Below are 19455 nucleotides of genomic sequence, written 5' to 3' on the forward strand. Positions count from 1 at the left end.
CATGCTTTCAAAATTGTCTGTACAGAACATCGCATCAATCAAAAATTTACCCGAGTTGCCCGCCCACAGACCAATGGTAAGGCAGAGCGGGTTATCAGGACGTTGATGCAGATGTGGCACGATAAAACACGCTTTCAGGACAGTGAGCATCGAAAGCTGGAGCTAAATCGCTTCATCAACTACTACAATACGGTGAAGCCCCATAAATCACTTAACGGGGCGACACCATACGAGGTACTAGAGAAATATTTTTATTTTGATGAAAAGTGTAAATAACGCGGGTAATTCTTACATATAATCCGATAAAATTTTTATTTTCATGCTTATTTTTGTTTATGCTTAAGCTCTTGTTGCGTTCAAAATGTTTGTTAAACCACCGAATTATCGCGTTTATTCGCTTTTTAATCGGGCGGTTTAATGCCGTGAACGTGCCGCAGGTTTCAGCCAGCCTCACCTTCACCACGCTTTTGGCACTGGTGCCGCTGTTTACGGTAACGGTGGTGGTGATTGCCGCGTTTCCGATGTTCGGCGACATCTCCGATAAATTCAATACATTTATCACCTCGGTGATCACACCGTCCGGTGCGGAAACGGTCAGCACTTATCTGCTGCAATTTCGGCATCAGGCAGGTAATTTAACCGCCATTGGCATCATCATGATGATGGTAACGTCTTTGCTGCTGGTACAAACCATTGAGCGCACCTTCAATCAAATTTGGCGGGTAAGGCAAGCCCGCCCGCTCACCATGCGCGTTTTGGTGTATTGGACATTATTAACTTTAGGACCTTTGGTGCTGGGTTTTGGTTTGTCCGCTTGGGGCTTTTTGATGAGCCACGCCGATTTTACTGCCGACTATCCCGTTATCAGCAAAATCGTGCAATTATTTTCGTCCATCGGATTCATTACTATTCTGTTGTTTTTATTGTATAAAATTGTACCTTTCCGCTTTGTTCCCACGCCGCACGCACTTTTTGGCGCAGTATTAACCGCACTGATATTTGAACTGGTGCGCAGCGGCTTTGGCTTATATGTGAAAAATTTCAACAGTTACCAATTGGTGTATGGCACATTTGCTGCCGTTCCCGTGTTTTTGTTGTGGCTGCATTTGCTGTGGATGATTTTGCTCTCAGGCGCGGTGTTTACTGCGGCTTTATCGTATTGGCAAGACGAAGCCTTCCGCCGCACTTTTCATCGCGGCGGGCGTTTTGAAGACGTGCTTAAAATTCTGTTATTGCTCAACCAAGCACAAAAAGAAGGCAAGGGATTCAAAATTCAACAATTCAGAAAACACATCAATCTGGGTTTTGATGAATTGGGCGATTTACTCACCAAATTGGCAGCACAAAATTATGTGGTGCGCGGACAAGACGGCTGGGTGTTAAAAACCGATTCAAATCATATTGAGCTTGACACCTTATTCCAGCAATTTGTGTATTCGCCCTCATCAATTGACGACACCGTTGCCGTACACATCAAAAATTTAATGCACCGCGGCATCGAAGACATGAACATCAGTTTGGCAGATTTTGCCGCAACCATAGCCATCTATGAAAGGGCTGTTTGATGAAACCGATCGATTTAGACACAAAACGCCAAGATACTCAATCTTTACTGGATACTGCCGATTTATTGTTTAACACCGCCGCTTGCGATGCCGCCTTACAAAACATGGCTGCCGAAATCACGCAAACGCTGGGTGAACAATATCCTTTGGTGTTATCGGTTATGGGCGGTGCAGTGGTATTCACCGGAAAATTGCTGCCCCTGCTGCGCTTCCCGCTGGATTTTGACTACGTTCATGTATCGCGCTACGGCGACAAACTCAAAGGCGGAGAATTCCAATGGAAACGCGCACCGCAAAACGATGTTGCCGGACGCGCGGTTTTGGTTTTAGACGATATTTTGGACGAAGGCTATACCATGGCGGCAATTAAGCAAAAAGTATTGGATTTGGGCGCAGCTTCCTGCCACACCGCCGTATTCGCCGACAAACGCACCGGTAAAGAAAAACCGCTGAGTGCCGATTTTATCGGCTTAAGTGTGCCGAATCGTTATGTATTCGGCTATGGCATGGACATAAAAGGCTCATGGCGCAATCTGGACGCGATTTACGCACTGGCAGGACATTAAATACACACTGCGCTCAGCAAATACAAAGCGCGGTATATTCCGTTGCGGCTTAATATTGAATGCACGGATTGCCGCGCTTGAAATAACCGCTGCCCCATTGCCGATATTTTTCAGGCAGCCCTTTCACGCAACAGGCTGCCTGAAAACAACATCACAACACCGCCAAAGCCTTGGCGTAATCGGGTTCATTTTTAATTTCACTCACCAATTCGCTGTGTAAAACCACATTATTCTCGTCCAAAACCACCACAGCACGGGCGCACAAACCGGCAAGCGGACTGTCCTGAATCGCCACACCGTAAGCATCTTTGAAGTTCGGCGAACGGAAAACAGACAGCATCACCACATTTTCCAATCCTTCCGCCCCGCAAAACCGCGCTTGCGCAAACGGTAAATCGGCAGAAACACACAAAACCACCGTATTTACCAAAGCCGCCGCTTCCGCATTAAAACGGCGCACCGACGTGGCGCACACACCGGTATCCACACTGGGGAAAATATTCAACACTTTGCGCTTACCCGCATAAGTTGTTAAATCCACTTCACTCAAATCCACAGCCGTGAGCTGAAAATCCACCGCTTGCGTGCCTTTTTGCGGAAAAATACCGCCCACGTGCACCAAAGAACCGCTTAAAGTAACTTCAGACATATTGTTTTCCTTCCTTGATTGTTTTTGATTGAATGACGATGTATTGCGGCTAACCTTTAAACCACAATATTCTCACTGAAATTCGGTTGATTTATTTTTCGATCAGCCTTGTACTTTAACAGGCTGCCTTATATATTGCCCTTATATATTGCCCTGAAAAAATTGTAAACCATTCGGACTCATCGGCAAACACAATATTTCAGATACCGTGATTATTTCAGCCCCTCTGTGAGGTAAGATAGATTAAATCAACCTTTTAAACACCTGTTTTCGGCAGCGTGATAATAAATTTTTCAGGCTCATCAAAAAGCCCTACAATCCAATCCGCGCAGTCAATGCAAACAAACAGTTGCCTGAAAATGGTTCACTAAGTACGCATTTATCAACAACACCCAATCCGATATGAATTACGCCTTAGACGCACTGTGGTGGCGTTTACACACTCCTCAAGTACGGGATTTAGCCTCATTACTCACGGCACCCGCACCGTGGCTGAGCGGCAGTGAGCTGCCGATTACTGATTTACTGAGCGAGCATGGATTTCGCTATTTACTGGCATTAGACGACAATCCAGCCGCTTTATCGGCATACTTAAATGCCGAACAGCCTTTTCCCCGCAGTTTGGGGCGATACGCCGAGCACTTGCTGGCATTTTGGTTCAGCCATGCGCCGCACACAGAATTATTGGCACACAACACACCCGTTTACCAAGCCGACGGCACAACTTCAGGCGCATTGGATTTCATCGCTCGCCTGAACGGCAAAATTTATCACATTGAATTGGCGTGTAAATACTACGGCAGCGATTCCGAAAATAACTTTGCCGGGCTTAATCCGCAAGAACACCTGACCGAAAAAATTCAAAAAATTCAGCAACAGCTTGCCCTCTCCGCTTCGCCGCTGTGCGAACCTTTACTGGCAAAATTAAATATCCGCGCTGATGAACTACATCGAGCCAGCTTATTGCGCGGCATGTTGTTTTTACCGAACGGCAACAGGCTGCCTGAAAACGGGTTAATCAATCCCGCAAAGAATGCGCGGGTGAACGGTCAAAAGGGCAACAGGCTACCTGAAAACGGGTTAATCAATCCCTTGGCATGGTTTGGTGTTTACGGCACAGACTGGCAAGTCATTTTAAACCGCTTAAATTTGCCCGAAGACAGCCGTTTTGCGCCCATTGACCGCATGGCACTGCTCTCGCCCGTGCGTGTTATTGAATCCGAAACCCAGGCAATCGGCAACATCAATACCATACAACACGGCATGGCAGCACTGCTGAACCAAAGAGCCGACGGCTGCTGGCATGAAGTTCAGCGTATAATGAAAGTATCTATTTCAATTTGAGCGCGTTTCAGCCTAATATCAGCATCAATGCGCCGCCGAAATCACCCCAATGAATGACAAAACCACCCACACCACACCATTTCGCTGCGGCTTTATTGCCATTGTTGGACGTCCGAACGTCGGCAAATCCACGCTGATGAACCACTTAATTGGTCAAAAAATCAGCATCACCAGCAAAAAAGCCCAAACCACGCGTCATAAAGTGAACGGTATTTATACCGATACAGACGCACAACTGGTGTTTGTGGATACACCCGGTTTTCAAACCCACCACCGCAACGCCCTCAACGACCGCCTCAATCAAAATGTAGTAGAAGCCTTAAACGGCGTTGATGTTGTGCTGTTTGTTATCGAAGCCATGCGTTTTACCGATGCTGACCGCGAAGTCTTGCGCCAACTGCCGCGCCATACACCCGTGTGGTTGGTGGTAAACAAAATTGACCAAGAAAAAGCCAAAGATACAGTGCGTTTGCAGGCGTTTATTGATGACGTGCGCCGCGAATACGACTTTGCCGATGCAGAAGTGGTGAGTGCCAAGCACGGTTTGCGCATTGTCAATTTGATTGCCGACATTAAGCCGGCACTGCCTGAAAGTGTACCGCTCTACCCGGAAGACATGATTACCGACAAATCCTCGCGCTTTTTGGCAATGGAAATTGTGCGTGAAAAATTGTTTCGCTATTTGGGTGAAGAGCTGCCTTATGCCATGAATGTGGAAGTGGAGCAATTCACCGAAGAAGACGGCTTATACCGCATTTTTATCGCTGTTTTGGTGGAAAAAGACAGCCAAAAAGGCATACTTATCGGCAAAGGCGGTGAAAAATTAAAGAAAATATCCACCGAAGCGCGTTTGGATATGGAAAAATTATTTGATACCAAAGTATTTTTAAAAATATTTGCGAAAGTAAAATCAGGCTGGGCAGACGATGTCCGCTTTTTGCGTGAATTGGGTTTGTGATAAATTGCGTGAACGGCATCATTATCAACATCATAAAGACACCGCAACACCTATTGGCAAAATCAATGTCCGCACCGGAATGCGGCACGGCACTGCTGTCAATGGTGTTTTATTCACAGGGAATACAATAATGAAAACATTGCCCTATGCCTTGCTGTGTGCTTTGGGCGGCGCAATTGTACCGATCCAAATCGGCATCATCAGCGCGTTTCGGCACAGCAGCAACGCATCACAAATTCAAGCAACGGTATATCTGTATGCCGGCGGCTTGCTGACTTCAGTGTTATTGACCTACTTGCTCGGCGATAAAATTTTGCCGCCGCACTGGCAGAAAACCCAATGGTGGATGTGGAGCATGGGCTTTATCGGCGCGTTTTATCTCTTATTTATGTTTATCGCCGCCCCGAAAATCGGCGCAGCAAATACCTTGGTATGGGTGTTTTTGGGACAAATTTTCTTTGCTGCCGCACTGGATAAAATCGGCTGGCTGAATATGCCCGCCCAGGCATTAAATCCATTGAAAATAATTGGCTTGTTATTGATTTTCTCGGGCGGTGTATTAATGCTGTTTTCCAATCGTTCTGCCTAGATTGATACAAAAACTGTCAATACCGCCGAACAAAAACACCGCACAGAGAGTAAAATTATCAGCAAACAATACTCTTTGCGGAACACCATATTATGGTCAATTTATACGCAATACTGGGCTTAGAACCCCACGCCTCAAACAGCGAAGTTAAACAAGCCATTGCTGCGGCTGAATCGAGTCGGCGATTTACCTCAGCGCAACTGCAAAAAATCCGTGCAACCCTACTCCAGACAGAAACTCGCCAAAAATACAATACCGCCTTATTTCAAGCACACCCTGAACTGAAATCCAAAAATAAGGCAAAAAGCAATACCGCAAAACAACCACGACACATCGAACAGCCTGAAAAATGGCGTAACAAAAAATATTTTTGGCGAATCTTATCTGTTTTGCTATTGTGCTTAGTCGGTTCATATTGGTTTACGGCATCGGCAGATTTATCGCCTGAACCAACAGTAAACAATGGAACAAACATAACTATCAATAACCCTGATTTTGAAGTTGCTGAAACCGCACAAAATGCAGGAAACCACAGCATCGCTGAAGCGCATTACCATGCTTTACTTCTTCTTGCCAAAGACGATTTGGATAAGGGCAATTTCGACAAAGCATTTGCAGCATTGCACCGACTCAGCAAAATAGGTCATCCCGAATCCCTCTCTTTTCTGGCGGAGTATTATTTGCATGCAGTGTGTGCGGGCGGTATTATTCTTAACACCACCACTATTGAATTGGTAAAGCCTTATTTTCTCCATAAGGCAAAAAGCAATGACCCGAAAGCCCTGCTGGGCTTGGGTACACTTTACATGGGTGCAGGTATTAGCAGTACAAGCGAACAAAATTTTGAACTTGCTGAACAATATTTGCTGCAAGCCGCAGAAAAAGGCGAAACACGAGCATGGACGCAATTAGCAATGCTGAAAGGAAAAAACGGCTATACAACAGAACACAGTATCCAAGCAGTAAAACACTATTTAGCCAAAGGTGAACAACAGGGCGAAGCCTCCGCGCTGTACCAATTGGGTAATAACTATTTATACGCTCATTATTCTCGCAGTAATGTATGGGAACACGATGAAACCAAAGGGCTACAATACATGCGCCAAGCGGCTGCCAAAGCGCATCCGGGTGCGTTGTATGAACTGGGAATTCGCTATTATCATCAACAACTGACCAACAAAAACCAAGCCTACGGTTTACAACAAATACAACAAGCCTGCAAACAAGGTCATACCCGAGCCCGTATGTTTTTACAACAAATAAAAATCAAACAATCCATTGAATTAAACAAAATCAAGGAATCACCATGCAGCTGAATTTAACCAAAATCTACTCCGGCAAAGTACGGGATTTATACAAAATTGATGAACACCGCATTTTGATGGTGGCATCAGACCGCTTATCGGCGTTTGATGTGATTTTGGACGACCCGATTCCGGGCAAAGGCGAAATTCTTACCCAAATTTCCAATTTTTGGTTTGAAAAACTCAAACACATCATGCCCAATCATTTCACAGGCGATACGGTTTATGATGTTTTGCCCAAAGATGAAGCCGATGCCGTTGCCAAACGGGCGGTTGTGGCAAAAAAACTCACGCCCGTTAAAGTGGAAGCCATTGTGCGCGGCTATTTGGCGGGCAGCGGCTGGAAAGACTATCAGCAAACAGGCGCGGTATGCGGCATCAAGCTGCCTGAAAATTTGCAAGAAGCGGCGCGGCTGCCTGAAGTGATTTTCACCCCGTCCACCAAAGCCGCAGTGGGCGATCATGATGAAAACATCAGCTTTGCCGAATGCGAAGAACTTATCGGCAGCGATTTAGCCGTACAGGTTCGCGATAAAGCCATTGCCCTTTATACCGAAGCGGCACAATACGCAGCACAACGCGGCATCATCATCTGCGACACCAAATTTGAATTCGGCTTAGATGAAAACGGCACATTAACCCTAATGGACGAAGTATTAACACCGGATTCCAGCCGTTTTTGGCCTGCCAATCAATACCGCGTCGGCAGCAATCCACCCTCGTTCGACAAACAATTCATCCGCGATTGGCTCACCCAAAGCGGCTGGAACAAACAAGCACCCGCGCCGCGCGTGCCACAGGAAATTATTGAAAAAACCGCAGAAAAATACCGCGAAGCCTTGTATTTATTAACAGGCAGCCGAGAAAAATAATCAGCGGTTTATTTTGTTGCGAATTTATGTTTAAAAGAATTTGTGTTTCAAATCAGAGCAAATTTCAATGACGGCAGCGTGTCCCACAAGGTGAGGTACAATGCCGTTATGGGTTTTAAATACCCGCTGTTTCATTATTTAACGGCACTGTGTACCAATTGAAGCACGCACTAACGCAGCCGTTTACCGCTTGCCCAGTCAATGATTTGGCTGGGCTGTTTTTGTTTACCAATACGCCCGTCGATAATCCAAACACGTTTACCAAACTGGCGGCATACTTCTCGGCTTTGGCGGCAAGCACGTTTACCGGCGCAGTTGCATGACGTGGACACCAAAGCACTGCCGACAGCACGGCACAAAAATCGGGCGGTTTCCAAATCGGGAATGCGCACTGCCAATGTGCTTCTGCCTTTGCCGCGCAATAAAGGCAAAACGCGTTTGGCAGCAGGCAGCAGAAAGGTTTTGGCAGCAGGCCAATGTGTTAATAATGTGGCTTCTTGGTTTTCAGGCAGCCTGTGCAATAAACCGCGAAGCGATGCCCAATCATGTCCGATAAGCACCAAACCTTTGTGCTGGTTTCGCTTTTTCAGCTGCACAATGCGGCGCAAACCCAGTGCATGACGCGGCAAACAGCCCAAACCGTAGCTGCTTTCCGTGGGATACGCCACCACGCCGCCGGCTTTTAAATGCGCCCGCAGACGATACCGCTGTTTGCCGGCGGGGCGGTTATTCAATGCCATAAATCAAGATACTTTTCATTTTGCTGTGTTTGCGGTAGGATAGTAAATGATATTTATTCTCAAATAAAATAATCAGCAACAGCATTATTTTCTAAAGGAAATCCGATGATTCTTGCTCAATTAAGTCATTACCTGCACCAAAGCCGCCGTGCCAGTTTACAAGACATGGCGGCGGCACTGAACGCATCGCCCGACGCAGTGGAAGCCATGCTGCAAGTTTTGGTGCGCAAAGGGCGAGTCGTTGCCTTGCCGCAAGGTTCTTCATGCGGTAAATCTGATTGCTGCGCCTGTGATTCAACCGCTTTGCAAATTTATGAATGGACAGGGGCAGACAGCATGGCAGACAAACCGACAAACGGCGCGGCAAAAACAAAGCCGATATTCCGAATCGAGGCAATTTGATTATTGCCATTAATGGCTGAATAACTGCGGAATCACCGCTGCCCGACAAAGGCGAAGTTTCCAATCAATGTGTTTTATTCCGTGAAACAATGAAAACACACCCAAATGCCCCAAACAACCCCAGCCAAAATTGGGGTTGTTTTTCAGGGCAATATATAATTTTCAGGCAGCCTAAAACGCACTCACTGCCAAACGCAAACGTGCCACGCCTTCCTGTAAATCTTCATCATTCAGCAATAAACTCGGTGCCAAGCGCAAAACGCGATTGCTTGCCGCCAAAGTCATCAACCCGTGGCGCAAAGTGGTTTTATTCAATTCTGCCGCACGTTCGGCGTATTGATCCGCCAGCACACAACCAATCAGCAAGCCTTGTCCGCGCACTTCTTTAAACACACCCGTATCGGCGGCAACAGCGTTTAAGGCTGCCTGAAGAGCCGCGCCTTGACGATTAACATGTGCCAAAGTATCGGCTTGATTGATGATGTCAAACGCGGCACAACCCACAGCACACGCCAAAGGATTACCGCCGAAAGTACTGCCGTGGCTGCCTGCGCTGAAGCTGGATGCGACCTTATCGGTGGTCATCATTGCGCCAATGGGAAAGCCACTGCCCAAGGCTTTGGCAGAAGTCAAAACATCGGGGCAAATGCCGTGGTGCTGATAGGCAAATAATTTACCGGTGCGCCCCATGCCGGTTTGTACTTCGTCCAAAATCAGCAGTGCCTGATGTTGATCGCAGCACGCACGGGCTGCCTGAAGAAAAGCAGCATCGGCAGGCAATACGCCGCTTTCACCCTGTATCGGTTCAATCACCACGGCACAGGTTTTCGCACCAACCGCTTCATGCAAAGCAGCGGTATCGTTAAACGAAATGTGGCGGATACCGCCGGGCAAGGGCGCGAAATCTCGGTTGTATTTGGGCTGTCCGCCGACGGATACAGTAAACAATGTCCGCCCGTGAAAACCGTTGATACACGCGATAATCTCGGTTTTCCCGCTGTCTGCACCAAAATGATCGCGGGCATATTTGCGCGCCAATTTAAACGCAGCTTCGTTGGCTTCCGCGCCGGAATTACAAAAAAATACTTTGTCGGCAAAAGTATTTTCTGTAAGCCGTTTTGCCAAGGCTTGCGCCGGTTGGGTGGTGTAGATATTGGATATATGCCACAGCCGATGCGCCTGTGCAGTCAGTGCGTCAATTAAAGCAGGGTGGCAATGCCCCAAAGCATTAACGGCAATGCCGCCGGCAAAATCAATGTATTCTTTGCCGTGAATATCCCAAACACGGCTGCCTGAAGCGTGATCCGGCAGCATATCGGCAAAGGCATAATTGGGTGTTAAGTAATTGTTGGTCATGGCATTATCCGTTGTTTTTACTGTTTCAGGCAGCCTGTGTTAATTGAGTGTGTCAATATATAATGAGCCATGCTATTTTGTCGAATGTGTTATCGCCGTCAATACCGCAGAATGATTCCACACCGCTTTGACTCTGGCTTCAATGCGGTGATTGTCTCTGAAATTCAGCGAAAACCACCAAACACCGCTTTTTTTTACCGACCACAACGGCGTTGATAACCAATCTTCGTTAAGCAAGTAGGCGCACAATTGCCCCAGCCACGGCTGATGACCCACCCACACCAAAACGGCATCATCTGCTTGCCGCAGCAACAGCTTGGTTAATTGCCGTGCATCGGCATCGGGATTAAGCATGGGAACAACGTGGTTTTCGCTATCCAAAAACGCCGCCGTTTGCTGGCTGCGTATCGCTTGCGACACCCAAATTTGGCGCGTGTGCGGCAAACAGGATTTGAGCCATTTAGCGGTCTGTTTGGCTTGTTTTTGACCTTTCGCCGTCAGTTTCCGCGCCAAATCCGATTCACTTTCTTCCGCTTCCGCATGACGCCACAAAATCAATTCCATCTTTTTTCCTCTTTATTTTTATTCCTCGCACGAGTGCGTTAATTTTAGCAAGTTCCATACATAAAAAGCCGTAATCTGCCAACAGGCTGGCGTTATTTTTTTATTGCACGCCATTTTTTTCTTATAAGCCAATATTTATGGGTTGATTATGCTCAGATAACAGCAAAACAATGCCTTGATTTTTTTCGGTAAACCCGATAGTCTGCCCAGCCTTAAACCCTTAAAATAACACATTGAGTCAGCACACAGGAAGAATCATGAGTCCAGATTTAGCGCATCAAACCGATGATGTTCGCATCAAAGCCATCAAAGAACTGCTGCCGCCGATTGCGCATTTATATGAACTGCCGATTACCGAACAAGCATCGGATTTGGTGTATCAAACCCGCCGTGAAATTGCAGATTTGGTACACGGGCGAGATAACCGTTTGTTGGTGATTATCGGTCCTTGCTCCATTCACGATCCAAACGCAGCGATTGAATACGCACAGCGTTTATTGCCCTTGCGGCGGCAATACACTGAAGAATTATTGATTGTTATGCGGGTGTATTTTGAAAAACCGCGCACCACTGTTGGCTGGAAAGGATTAATCAACGACCCGCATTTAGACGGCAGCTTCGACATCAACTATGGTTTGCGCCAAGCCCGAAAATTATTATTGACGCTTAATAATCTGGGCATGCCCGCTTCCACTGAATTTTTGGACATGATTACCCCGCAGTATTATGCCGATTTGATTTCATGGGGCGCAATCGGCGCGCGCACCACCGAAAGCCAAGTACACAGGGAATTGGCGTCCGGCTTATCTTGTCCGGTTGGTTTTAAAAACGGCACAGACGGCAACTTAAAAATTGCCATTGACGCCATCGGCGCAGCGAGCCACCCGCACCACTTTTTGTCGGTAACCAAAGCCGGACACTCCGCCATTGTCCACACCGGCGGCAACCCCGATTGCCATGTGATTTTGCGCGGCGGCAAAGAACCGAATTACAGTGCCGAACACGTTCAGGCAGCCGCTGCCGAATTAACCAAGGCAGGCGTTACCCCCAAACTTATGGTGGATTTCAGCCACGCCAACAGCCGCAAAGATTACAAGCGGCAAATGGAAGTTGCCGAAGACGTGGCCATTCAGCTGAAACACGGTGAACCGAATATCATGGGCGTGATGGTGGAAAGTCATTTACAGGAGGGCCGTCAAGACAATCCCGAAATATATGGTAAAAGCATTACCGACGCGTGTATCGGCTGGGACGACACCGAACGCTTGCTGGCTTTGCTTGCCGAAGCGGTTCGGGTGCGCCGGCACGAGTCAAGCACAAACGCATAAAATACCCCCTCCTTTTAGGTTTATACTTGATGGGCTTGCTTGAAGTGAGTATTCGAATGTTGTGTTTTCACCACACTCAAACCACACCCGGATTGAAATTTTTCCCTTACAGAGTTGGGCTTCAAAGAACAACCAAATAGCACCAGGTTGCCTGAAACGGTTTTCAGGCAACCTGTTTTAAAACAAACCATCTGTTTTTATTTCACAATTTATTATCACTCTGCTGTACTTTCCATACTGATTTTGGATAAAACCATCGTTTTTTCATTGAGCTAGCGTTATTCAAAAATAAACCATAAACACAATATACAACTAAACAACTATTTTCTGCACATGGATATGGCTTTCATTCCGGTTTCTGCCGTACAGGACCTGATTGTGTCGGATTGCTGCATGATAAAAAAGAAGTAGTTTAGCTATGTCGTTTAGCATAAACAAAAAACACTATTGTGTTAAAATATTGTTTGATTATAATCAAAGAATATTGCGGTGCAATATGGTATATCTATTGCCACACTTTCATACATTAGAATTCATACACTAAAATTTTAACTGCTGAAATTGTAACTGTATTTTAATAACTTAACTGACTAACTAGATGGCTGGCTAACTAGATAGCTGGCTAACTAGATAGCTGGCTAACTAGATAGCTGGCTAACTAGATAGCTGGCTAACTGATTTATCAATCCTAATCGAATGTTGCATATTCTTTAGATAAATAATTATTTTTTTGTTCAGAAAATCTATCTAAATATATCTTCATGAAACCACACTACATTATGAATAAAAATACTATTAAAATAGCAGTTGGTATTATCTGCTTTCCAGATGGTGAATATGGTTTTGCAGTTCCGGATATTCCCAACTGTGAAATTCCCAGCCATTCATTGGAATCCGGCATGGAGCAGATTTATAAATTAGTGCCAAAACACATTAAGGAACTGATTGAAAAAGGCTGTGAAATCAAAACAAGCTCAATAGAGGAGTTATCAACTCAAGAAGAATTTGATCAATTTTCGTGGATGTATATTGAATTTGAGTTACCGCCGAAGCCTTATTCGATTTATTTACCTGAGCATGTGATTAACGCATTAAAAGAGACAGCCCAACAACAGGGGCTGTCTGAAAACGCCATGTTAGAAAAAATCATCAAACACTATCTAACATGGTTTCAATCGTCCAAACAAACCAAACCTATCGTTCCGCAACATTAATCAATAACTTAAACATTATCCAATGTAAGGGAGTTTTTCCATGGCATCATCAGACCAAACCGGTCAAAAACAAATCAAAACAAAAAGTACTTCAGGTAAGTACTTAATTCTTTTTATTTTGATATTCATTATGTTACTATCGGTAATCATCGTTGGTTCTTACACATATAAGCAAAACCAATTTATAGCACTTCGCACCTCTCATCTTTTTGCCCTAGACCAAGTGGGCGATGAACTTGCAACATTAATTTCAGACACGAACCAACTTGAGAGCGATGTGACATCCGTTGCCACAGTACAGACTGATGAAAATTCAGCATATCACAACTCAATCCTATATAAGAAAATTCGTGCCGACTTATCTAAATTGCAGCATGATGCTGATGTGGCAGGTAATTTATTGACCACCTTGTCTAAAGGTGGACAATTCAAAAATAAAGAAGGTTCTACTATTGAGGTACAGCCCCTTGTTCAACCAAAATTTAAAGAAGAATTGGCACAAATTAACGAAAGTTGGCATGCTTACCAGCAAGAGATTAATTCCATCGTTAACAGTGATTTGTCCGTGGAAGAAAATGGTTTAATCCCCGTACAAACCTTAATTCAATCCGGCCGAAATCAAAATGCAGCGTTCATAACGTTTTCGAGTGGTTTGCGCATCGTATTCCGTTTAGAAACAGAAGCAGTAAATAAAAAACAAGACCAAATTCTTGCTTGGTCTTTGGGGATTTTGATATTGTATTTTATCGGCATCATATTGTTTGTATCGCGCACCTTGCTTAAAGCCGACAAAGAGATAAATACCGCTTTCCAAGAATTAACCACTTCCAATAAACAATTGGAACAATCGTATGCCGAGTTGGAGAAATCCGAGAATCAATTATCTGTCGCTAAAACAGAAATAGAACAATCATATACAAATTTGGAAGAAGCACGGCGAGAAACCACCGATATTATGGAAACAGTGAACATGGGTTTGTTCTTGTTGGATTCCAATTTACACATCGGTGCACAGCACTCAACCGAATTAGAAAATCTGTTTGGCAGAAAAAGTTTAAGCGAACAAAACTTTTTAAATGTCTTGGACGATATTGCGGTAGATAAAACCGTATTAAAAAATACACAAGACTATATTAATCAGTTATATAACGAAAAAGTTTTAGAAAAACTAATTACTTATCTCAACCCCTTGCAACAACTTGAAGTTTATGTACCAAACCCTATTCACGGCACCAGAGAGCAGCGATATTTAAATTTTCGCTTTAAACGCGTATTGCACAATAAAAAAATTGTATCCATCTTGGTCAGTGTGCTTGATGTAACCGACACCGTAATATTGCAAATGCAGCTGGAAGATGAAAAATCGCAAAATGCTTCTTATTTAAGTATGTTTGACCAAGCGTTTAAGATGGAACGTAATCAGCTGGAAGAATACATCGGCAGCACAGAAGATAAAATTAAGAAAATCAATGATATTCTAAAAGAAGAAGGATCTTCGCAATCTGATTTTGACAGCAAGGTTAATTTGATTTACCGCCAAGTGCACAGCATCAAAGGTGAATCCAGCATGCTTGGATTCAAGGTTATGGTGAGCATGGCAGAGAAAATGGAAGATATTCTCACTGAGTTGCGTAAGAAAAACAAACTGAAAGGGGAAGACTTTTTGCCCTTAGTCTCCATTTTGGACGACTTATTCAAAATCAACCGCATCTTAATAGGTATGTCGCAAGCATCAACAATGTCTGATCTAAAAACAGCGACGCAACCGATTTCTGCTGCAGCAAACAACCGGCAGATTGGTGCACCCGAATCAAATGCAGCACAAAATGCAGCGCAAAAAACCGATGAAATCAAAATAAATGATTTCCTGAATACACTGGCTGATTTTGCCAAAGATATTTCTTTGCGGCACAGCAAAAAAGTAATGCTCAACAGCGATACTTTCAACCATCATGTTGCAGAGACATTAAGTAAAAAACAATTTTCAGCCATTAAAGAATTGTCTGTTCAATTCTTGCGCAATGCCATTGTGCACGGTATTGAAGTGCCGTCGGAACGTGTGGCAAGAAATAAACCCATAATCAGTTTAATCAATATTGGCTTGAGTCAAAACGGCAATCTGATTACTTACCGCTTTGCAGACGATGGCCGCGGTCTGGACGCTGCTAAAATTATCCAGCAAGCACTGAATCAAGGTTTGATTACCGAAAAACAAGCACAAGTCATCAGCCGAGAAGATTGCTATCGTTTGATTACCCGTGATGGTTTTTCAACAGCAAGTGATACCGATGAAGATGCCGGCCGCGGTGTTGGCATGGGTGTTATCCAAAACAACATTGATGAATTGGGTGGCAAATTAACGATAAAAAACAACAGCACAATCGGATTGGGAGGAACTGAATTTATCGTAGAATTTCCTTTAAACTAAAAACTAAACTAAACTAAACTAAACTTAAATCGTAAAACACAACCGGAAAAATAAATATGCATACATTATTAATTGTTGACGACTCCAACGTTATCCGAAACCAAATCTCACGTTATTCAAGTAAAATTGATTTTGAAGTAGTGGCAACCGCATCCAATGGTCATGATGCTTTATTCATGTATCAACAATTCAAACCGGATGTTGTTACCATGGATTTAACCATGCCCGGTTGGGAAACCAATAATATGGGGGGCATGGAATGTATTGAAAAAATAATTGAGCTGGATGAAAACGCCGATATTTTGGTGGTATCGGCATTAGAAGACAAAGCCACGGGTATACACGCATTAACGCTCGGCGCACGTGGTTTTATTCATAAACCCTTTACAGAAGAAGTTTTGTTTGAAGCACTTAATGAAGTTGTTGCCAATAAAACCGGAAAATAACAGAAAGCAAACGTATGATGACTGATGAACAAGCACTGGTTTTTTTAAACGGTGTCAAAAAATATTTTAATACCATTGGCGATACAGAAATTGTTGTTAAATCACCATTTTTGATAGACCGCAATGCTGTTTTGAAAGCAGCGCAAGAATATTCCGGTATCATTAAGGTAACCGGTTTACGTAACGGCATTGTGTACTTCACTGCGTCTAAAATCATTTTGGAACGCATTTTGGAAAAACTAAATGAAAAAAATATCACTCCTGCCATTCTGCTGGATTTGGTTGGTGAAATAGCTAATATTTTAGCCGGTAATGCCCGCAAAGAATTCGGAGAAAAATTTGAGATTTCAACACCTTCTGTGATTGAAGGTTTGCCGTCGGTTGATCTGTTTTACAACAGTAATTTATGTATGATTCCTTTGGAGTGGGATAACGCAAGTGCCGCCATTGTAATCTCCATGGAAGAATAGAGACTGCGAAGTAAAGCATTTAATGCTTTTCTGATTTTCAATGTTTTGAGTAAAACACTGTTTGCTTGCAAGCAGTGTTTTTATTTTGTTTGCTTTATGGCAAGAAGCAGCAGACAACGCGGCATAGTCTGCTTATCCCGCACGCCAAAGCCACAAACCACAGATTCCCCGCGCCGCCGATAATATAGCTGTACTATTATTTTTTCAAAAAAGAAAACATAGCCTATTCAGCAGATTTCAGATATAGCTATATGTTTACAATATCTTCAGGCTGCCTGAAACACTTCTGCTGCATTGATTTACATCAACCAAATCAAAACTCAGCTACAATACAAAACCTTACTTTCCCAAATACACAACCATTATGGATTTGAACCTTCTGCGCACGCTGCTGAGCAACCTATCTGTTCCAAACAGCCGGCGCACCATTGGCAGTGATAAAGCCATTGCCGATATTCGTCATGAAAACAACCATGTTTATGTGGATTTACGCTTTCCTTATCCCATATTGCATCTTGCCAATATTTTAAAAGAAGCGATTCAGGCAGCCTTAATACCGCACATCGGCGGCAACAGTTTGCATTTGCAGCTGGACAGCCGCATTGAAACCCATAAAGTACAGCAAGGTGTGGCAACCATCAGCGGTGTCAAGAACATCATCGCGGTGGGTTCAGGCAAAGGCGGTGTGGGCAAATCAACTGTTTCTGCCAATTTGGCAGTGGCATTGCAGCGCATGGGCGCACGCGTTGGCGTGTTGGATGCAGACATTTACGGCCCCAGCCAGCCCACGCTGTTTGGCGTTGCCGCCAATCGCCCAACACAAGAAAATGGCAAACTGATTCCGATTGCTACTGAAAACGGTATTCAAGTGATGTCAATCGGTTTTTTAGTGAACACCGATCAAGCCATGATTTGGCGCGGCCCTATGGTCAGCCAAGCCCTGCAACAATTACTGTTCCAAAGCCAATGGGACAACGTTGATTATTTAATCATCGATTTGCCGCCCGGCACAGGCGATATTCAGCTCACGCTTTCGCAAAAAATCCCGGTTACCGGCGCAGTGGTGGTTACCACGCCGCAAGATCTCGCATTGATTGATGCACGCAAAGCAATTGATATGTTTAATAAAGTCAATATTCCGATTTTTGGGGTTTTAGAAAACATGTCCACTCATATTTGCAGCCAATGCGGTCATATTGAGCCGATTTTCGGAGAAGGCGGCGGCAAACGGCTGTCGGAAAAATTAAATGTGCCGCTACTGGGACAATTGCCGTTAACTTTAGCGGTGCGCGAAGCCATGGACGCAGGAGAAGCCGTTGCTTTGCAGCAAAATAACGCTGCCGTTGCCCAAGCCTTTGAAGATGCTGCATGGATTTTGGTACAAACCATTGCCGACAAGAGCAAAGACTTCAGCAAACATTTTTCAAAGATTGTGGTGGAATAAACACAACCCCCAGCCTTTACCGGCATCATTCGGCGTTTGGGAACAGCTTTCATCTATCCCAAACCGCACGCACGCCCTCCCTGAAGCGCGAGGTTTAAATGATTAAAGCGCGGGCACATACTGCTGTTGAAACCGCTGCATTCACTGTTTGAAATGCCGCTGATTATTCCGCTTAATTCTTAACAGGATTGAGCGGTTTTTTGATCAGGTAAACCAACAGCCTCAACCAAACTATCAATTATATTTAAAAATACAATTGAGCATTCTTTACTTCTTCTTTTTCTTTTATCGTAAAAAAATAACAATTTTTTCTATACATATTTTTACGCTTACTGCTTTTTTTGTTTTTTTGCAACCCGAATTTCTCTTTAGCGGCAGCATTCATCGTCATATTTTATAAATTATTTTATTTATAATAAACAAACATTTAAATTCAATCCAGCATACACCAGATGGGATTTATTTTTTGCCGAAACAGCAAAAAAAGACCAATTCAACCATCGCTGTATTTCAAACTTTTACTTTCAAAAACACATGCTGTCTGTAGTTTTAGAGTTTAGCACCTAGAATTTTTATTCAAAATTAACTCACCTTATATGTTTGTGAATGACTTTGACAGTGTTTATTTCACAAACCACTGCTCTTCAAATTATTGTTTTTATTGAAATTTAAGTGTTTATTTAACTTTAGGCTTGAGAGGGGATACTCCATGGTCAACATCGAAGTCATTTCGCGCGCCGGCGCGAAGGTTGTATTGCAAACCAAAGGCACAGAAGTGAGCCTGCCCGGCACTGAAAACGTACTGGTGAAACTGGGCATTGGTGCAAATACTGTTGTAGAAATGAAACAAGAAGGCGATCACCTGATCGTGGTCTTGAGCAATGGTGAAGTCATCACCATTGACAACTATTTTGCCCAAGTTTGCGAAGCCGACAAACCGGCGGAAGCAGACACCGTTTCCGCCCATGCGGCTGCCGACACCGGCAATCAGCTCGTGCTTGAAAACGACACCGGCAATCTGATTTGGGCGCGCACCACCGTTGAAGACAACTGCTTAAATTCCGTTGAATATTTCAGCATTGACAACATCACCCCCCTGCTGACAGAAGGCAGTATTGATGTTGATCACGCCGTGGCATGGTGGGGCTGGAAACCGATTTTGGGTTATGGCGCAGTGATTACCGCCGCCATCATCGGTCTTTCCCAATGGGATGAT

20 protein-coding genes are annotated in these 19455 nt (G+C 44.3%); 16 read left to right on the forward strand and 4 right to left on the reverse strand.

The window, feature by feature from the left end:
• The 3 genes from Q384_RS08145 to Q384_RS08155 all read left to right on the forward strand — a co-directional run.
• Nucleotides 1-276, forward strand: a 276-nt coding sequence (locus Q384_RS08145; protein WP_037587111.1) for an integrase core domain-containing protein, incomplete at its 5' end; no start/stop codon positions are given.
• Between the two features lie 59 nt (nt 277-335).
• Nucleotides 336-1565, forward strand: a complete 1230-nt coding sequence (locus tag Q384_RS08150) for a YihY family inner membrane protein (RefSeq protein WP_051940754.1) — start codon at nt 336-338, stop codon at nt 1563-1565.
• Nucleotides 1565-2131, forward strand: a complete 567-nt coding sequence (locus tag Q384_RS08155) for a hypoxanthine-guanine phosphoribosyltransferase (protein WP_037587112.1) — start codon at nt 1565-1567, stop codon at nt 2129-2131. Before Q384_RS08150 ends, Q384_RS08155 begins: the two co-directional genes overlap by 1 nt.
• A gap of 151 nt (nt 2132-2282) precedes the next feature.
• On the opposite strand, the gene tpx is transcribed toward Q384_RS08155, so the two are convergent.
• Complete coding sequence (tpx, locus tag Q384_RS08160) at nt 2283-2780, reverse strand: thiol peroxidase (protein ID WP_037587113.1); 498 nt, start codon at nt 2778-2780, stop codon at nt 2283-2285.
• A gap of 402 nt (nt 2781-3182) precedes the next feature.
• On the opposite strand from tpx, the gene Q384_RS08165 reads away from it, so the two are divergent.
• From Q384_RS08165 to Q384_RS08185, 5 genes are all read left to right on the forward strand, one after another.
• Nucleotides 3183-4124 carry a DUF1853 family protein gene (locus Q384_RS08165; RefSeq protein ID WP_037587115.1) on the forward strand — a complete coding sequence of 314 codons (942 nt, stop codon included), beginning with the start codon at nt 3183-3185 and terminating at the stop codon, nt 4122-4124.
• 49 nt (nt 4125-4173) lie between these two features.
• Nucleotides 4174-5082, forward strand: coding sequence for a GTPase Era (gene era, locus Q384_RS08170; protein ID WP_037587116.1), 909 nt, complete (start codon nt 4174-4176; stop codon nt 5080-5082).
• 130 nt (nt 5083-5212) lie between these two features.
• A complete protein-coding gene (locus Q384_RS08175) occupies nt 5213-5671 on the forward strand; it encodes a DMT family transporter (RefSeq protein ID WP_037587130.1) in 459 nt (152 codons plus the stop codon).
• Nucleotides 5672-5763: 92 nt separating this feature from the next.
• Complete coding sequence (locus Q384_RS08180) at nt 5764-6987, forward strand: J domain-containing protein (RefSeq protein ID WP_037587117.1); 1224 nt, start codon at nt 5764-5766, stop codon at nt 6985-6987.
• On the forward strand, nt 6978-7847 hold the full coding sequence (locus Q384_RS08185) for a phosphoribosylaminoimidazolesuccinocarboxamide synthase (protein WP_037587118.1): 870 nt from the start codon (nt 6978-6980) through the stop codon (nt 7845-7847). The genes Q384_RS08180 and Q384_RS08185 overlap by 10 nt, the downstream gene beginning before the upstream one ends.
• Before the next feature lie 170 nt (nt 7848-8017).
• Here Q384_RS08185 and Q384_RS08190 read toward each other — a convergent pair whose 3' ends face one another.
• A complete protein-coding gene (locus Q384_RS08190) occupies nt 8018-8587 on the reverse strand; it encodes an L-threonylcarbamoyladenylate synthase (RefSeq protein WP_037587119.1) in 570 nt (189 codons plus the stop codon).
• 105 nt (nt 8588-8692) lie between these two features.
• On the opposite strand from Q384_RS08190, the gene Q384_RS08195 reads away from it, so the two are divergent.
• The gene (locus Q384_RS08195) at nt 8693-8989 is read left to right on the forward strand and encodes a FeoC-like transcriptional regulator (protein ID WP_084224442.1); all 297 of its coding nucleotides are present in this window, start codon (nt 8693-8695) and stop codon (nt 8987-8989) included.
• 171 nt (nt 8990-9160) lie between these two features.
• Here the strand turns inward: Q384_RS08195 and Q384_RS08200 are convergent, their stop codons facing one another.
• Both Q384_RS08200 and Q384_RS08205 read right to left on the reverse strand, forming a co-directional pair.
• Nucleotides 9161-10345: an acetylornithine/succinyldiaminopimelate transaminase gene (locus Q384_RS08200; RefSeq protein WP_037587120.1), complete on the reverse strand. Its 1185-nt coding sequence runs from the start codon at nt 10343-10345 to the stop codon at nt 9161-9163.
• Nucleotides 10346-10417: 72 nt separating this feature from the next.
• On the reverse strand, nt 10418-10909 hold the full coding sequence (locus Q384_RS08205; protein WP_037587121.1) for a SixA phosphatase family protein: 492 nt from the start codon (nt 10907-10909) through the stop codon (nt 10418-10420).
• A gap of 257 nt (nt 10910-11166) precedes the next feature.
• Between Q384_RS08205 and aroG the strand changes: the two genes are divergently transcribed.
• The 7 genes from aroG to Q384_RS08240 form a co-directional block, all read left to right on the forward strand.
• Nucleotides 11167-12237, forward strand: coding sequence for a 3-deoxy-7-phosphoheptulonate synthase AroG (gene aroG / locus Q384_RS08210; protein WP_037587122.1), 1071 nt, complete (start codon nt 11167-11169; stop codon nt 12235-12237).
• A 761-nt stretch (nt 12238-12998) separates the two neighbouring features.
• Complete coding sequence (locus Q384_RS08215; RefSeq protein ID WP_084224443.1) at nt 12999-13451, forward strand: type II toxin-antitoxin system HicB family antitoxin; 453 nt, start codon at nt 12999-13001, stop codon at nt 13449-13451.
• A 277-nt stretch (nt 13452-13728) separates the two neighbouring features.
• Nucleotides 13729-15879, forward strand: coding sequence for an ATP-binding protein (locus Q384_RS08220; RefSeq protein ID WP_169740848.1), 2151 nt, complete (start codon nt 13729-13731; stop codon nt 15877-15879).
• Between the two features lie 56 nt (nt 15880-15935).
• Nucleotides 15936-16325 carry a response regulator gene (locus tag Q384_RS08225; protein WP_037587125.1) on the forward strand — a complete coding sequence of 130 codons (390 nt, stop codon included), beginning with the start codon at nt 15936-15938 and terminating at the stop codon, nt 16323-16325.
• A gap of 14 nt (nt 16326-16339) precedes the next feature.
• A complete protein-coding gene (locus Q384_RS08230; protein ID WP_084224444.1) occupies nt 16340-16795 on the forward strand; it encodes a chemotaxis protein CheX in 456 nt (151 codons plus the stop codon).
• Between the two features lie 364 nt (nt 16796-17159).
• Nucleotides 17160-18239: an iron-sulfur cluster carrier protein ApbC gene (gene apbC / locus Q384_RS08235; RefSeq protein WP_037587127.1), complete on the forward strand. Its 1080-nt coding sequence runs from the start codon at nt 17160-17162 to the stop codon at nt 18237-18239.
• A gap of 709 nt (nt 18240-18948) precedes the next feature.
• Nucleotides 18949-19455: BapA/Bap/LapF family prefix-like domain-containing protein (locus Q384_RS08240; RefSeq protein ID WP_037587128.1), on the forward strand; the 507-nt coding region annotated here is incomplete at its 3' end.

This window comes from Stenoxybacter acetivorans DSM 19021 (assembly GCF_000745895.1).
GTDB classification, from domain to species: domain Bacteria; phylum Pseudomonadota; class Gammaproteobacteria; order Burkholderiales; family Neisseriaceae; genus Stenoxybacter; species Stenoxybacter acetivorans.

Coding starts and splice junctions, on each gene's coding strand:
- Q384_RS08215 (WP_084224443.1), top strand. CDS start 12,999: ATGAAACCACACTACATTATGAATAAAAATACTATTAAAATAGCAGTT.
- Q384_RS08165 (WP_037587115.1), top strand. CDS start 3,183: ATGAATTACGCCTTAGACGCACTGTGGTGGCGTTTACACACTCCTCAA.
- tpx (WP_037587113.1), bottom strand. CDS start 2,780: ATGTCTGAAGTTACTTTAAGCGGTTCTTTGGTGCACGTGGGCGGTATT.
- Q384_RS08155 (WP_037587112.1), top strand. CDS start 1,565: ATGAAACCGATCGATTTAGACACAAAACGCCAAGATACTCAATCTTTA.
- Q384_RS08180 (WP_037587117.1), top strand. CDS start 5,764: ATGGTCAATTTATACGCAATACTGGGCTTAGAACCCCACGCCTCAAAC.
- Q384_RS08185 (WP_037587118.1), top strand. CDS start 6,978: ATGCAGCTGAATTTAACCAAAATCTACTCCGGCAAAGTACGGGATTTA.
- Q384_RS08190 (WP_037587119.1), bottom strand. CDS start 8,587: ATGGCATTGAATAACCGCCCCGCCGGCAAACAGCGGTATCGTCTGCGG.
- Q384_RS08195 (WP_084224442.1), top strand. CDS start 8,693: ATGATTCTTGCTCAATTAAGTCATTACCTGCACCAAAGCCGCCGTGCC.
- Q384_RS08225 (WP_037587125.1), top strand. CDS start 15,936: ATGCATACATTATTAATTGTTGACGACTCCAACGTTATCCGAAACCAA.
- Q384_RS08230 (WP_084224444.1), top strand. CDS start 16,340: ATGATGACTGATGAACAAGCACTGGTTTTTTTAAACGGTGTCAAAAAA.
- Q384_RS08205 (WP_037587121.1), bottom strand. CDS start 10,909: ATGGAATTGATTTTGTGGCGTCATGCGGAAGCGGAAGAAAGTGAATCG.
- Q384_RS08200 (WP_037587120.1), bottom strand. CDS start 10,345: ATGACCAACAATTACTTAACACCCAATTATGCCTTTGCCGATATGCTG.
- aroG (WP_037587122.1), top strand. CDS start 11,167: ATGAGTCCAGATTTAGCGCATCAAACCGATGATGTTCGCATCAAAGCC.
- apbC (WP_037587127.1), top strand. CDS start 17,160: ATGGATTTGAACCTTCTGCGCACGCTGCTGAGCAACCTATCTGTTCCA.
- era (WP_037587116.1), top strand. CDS start 4,174: ATGAATGACAAAACCACCCACACCACACCATTTCGCTGCGGCTTTATT.
- Q384_RS08175 (WP_037587130.1), top strand. CDS start 5,213: ATGAAAACATTGCCCTATGCCTTGCTGTGTGCTTTGGGCGGCGCAATT.
- Q384_RS08150 (WP_051940754.1), top strand. CDS start 336: ATGCTTAAGCTCTTGTTGCGTTCAAAATGTTTGTTAAACCACCGAATT.